This window comes from Kitasatospora sp. NPDC058492 (assembly GCF_042720685.1).
Taxonomy (GTDB): Bacteria; Actinomycetota; Actinomycetes; order Streptomycetales; family Streptomycetaceae; genus Kitasatospora.
In genome coordinates, this window is the sequence record NZ_JBHXMU010000141.1 from 1 (window position 1) to 1,749 (window position 1,749).

General features: G+C 63.2%; 1 protein-coding gene. It reads left to right on the plus strand.

From position 1 onward, the window contains the following. The first annotated feature begins 82 nt into the window (after positions 1 to 82). Positions 83 to 385 carry a tyrosine-type recombinase/integrase gene (locus ACFWPI_RS39445; protein WP_380381100.1) on the plus strand — a complete coding sequence of 101 codons (303 nt, stop codon included), beginning with the start codon at positions 83 to 85 and terminating at the stop codon, positions 383 to 385. The last annotated feature ends 1,364 nt before the right edge of the window (positions 386 to 1,749 follow it).

The following is a 1,749-nucleotide window of genomic DNA, read 5'->3' on the forward strand; positions in this document are numbered from 1 at the left end:
CAGACAGCATGGATCAACGACCCCAGCAAGCGCAGGGAACCCGCCCCACAAACCTCCTAACATCCCGACCGTCTCACTGGACTTGAAATCTTCCGGTCGCATCAGCACCGCAGTCCTGCGCGACGCCACCCACTGGGACGACGTCACCCGGGACCTCGGCTACGAACACCTACGCCGCCACGACCTGCGCCACCCCGGCCTGACCTGGATGGCCGACGCCGGAATCCTTCCGCACATCCTCATGGAAATCGCAGGCCACCGGCTCATCACCACCACCCAGCGCTGCTTCCACCCAGACGTGCTCCGCATCCTGGAAGCCGGCCAAGCCCTCACCCATCACCTTGAGAAACTCCAACACGGCGGCCAGATCACCCACCACTGGTAACACACCGTGATCACTATCGCCTCGAAATGGCCGCTGCCAAGCCGCTTCGAGGCAACCCGAGTCACTCCACGGCAAGCAGCAGGCGCCAGAAGGGCCTTAGAAATGGCCCGACATGAAACACTTTGACCCACTTGACCCGTGCCTGGCGCACTTGACCGAAGGTCAAGTGCGCCACCATGCCTTGCTCCAGCAAAACGGCAATGCGCTCTCGCACTTCACCTTGAGATCGAAGAACAATCCTCACGCCAGCCACTGGAGCAACGGTTGGCGACGCATACGCGGCCAAACCTGGGGACCGTTTTGGGACCACTCGGGACCAAAAGCGGGCCTCAAAAACCCGAAAGAGCGGGCACCTGGTTTCCCAAGTACCCGCTCTCACAACCGACTTCACAGTCGGGACGACAGGATTTGAACCTGCGACCCCTTGACCCCCAGTCAGGAAGGATTCCCCTTTTCCTGCCTGAAATGCGCTCGCGCGCACGTCGTGCGTGTGCAGATGAGCATGTTTCGCGCACCTCGTGCGGCAGCGCGCATGAGGTGTGGTCCCCATCTGGTCCCCAGGTCAGGGGCTTGACAGAGGGTCCGAGTAGCGTTCATGTCTCCAGGGAAGCGCCACTCCGACCGTGGTTCCAGTGATTCCCGCTGATCTCCCAGATAGTCATCGGACAGGGGCCCTGAACCACCGAGCGAAGTCAATCCGATCCAGGCCGAAAGCCAGCCAGAGAATGGCTACCTCAAATCCCGGACTCACCCATTCCCTACGGGCTCGCGGAAATACTCGGCGCTCGCCGTAGCGCATTCCGACGACCGGTCCGAGGCTCGGCGCCATCGCACCGCGCGTGCTCCGGGTTGTACGAGCCCAACAATCCGCGGCCGACCGACAGAACCGCCTGGTCCCGGCCCGAGGCCACTCTTCCGAGCAGCGACCCGTGCCGACCGATGCTGCGCGATCAAGCTGCCCTACCCACCATCCGCACAGCGTGATCACCCTTGTGGCGTGTCGCCAGCGCGTGTCCCGGCCGGTCGATCTCACTGTGCTCCACGCCACGCCCCGCACGCTCTGCCGCCACACCCACCACTCCCGTAACTCTGGACACGCCATCACCACTTGGTTTCGAGAGGAGTCCCATGGCGCAGCATCCCAAGCGTGGCCGGGTGTACCGCAGGTGCGGGTGCAAGGACGGCAGCAGCGGAAAGCAGTTGGGTTCGTGGTGTCCACGGCTGGCCGCCGATACCACGCATGGCCGGTGGACGTACGCGGTGGGCCTGACGGAAGATTTCAAGTCCAGTGAGACGGTCGGGATGTTAGGAGGTTTGTGGGGCGGGTTCCCTGCGCTTGCTGGGGTCGTTGATCCATGCTGTCT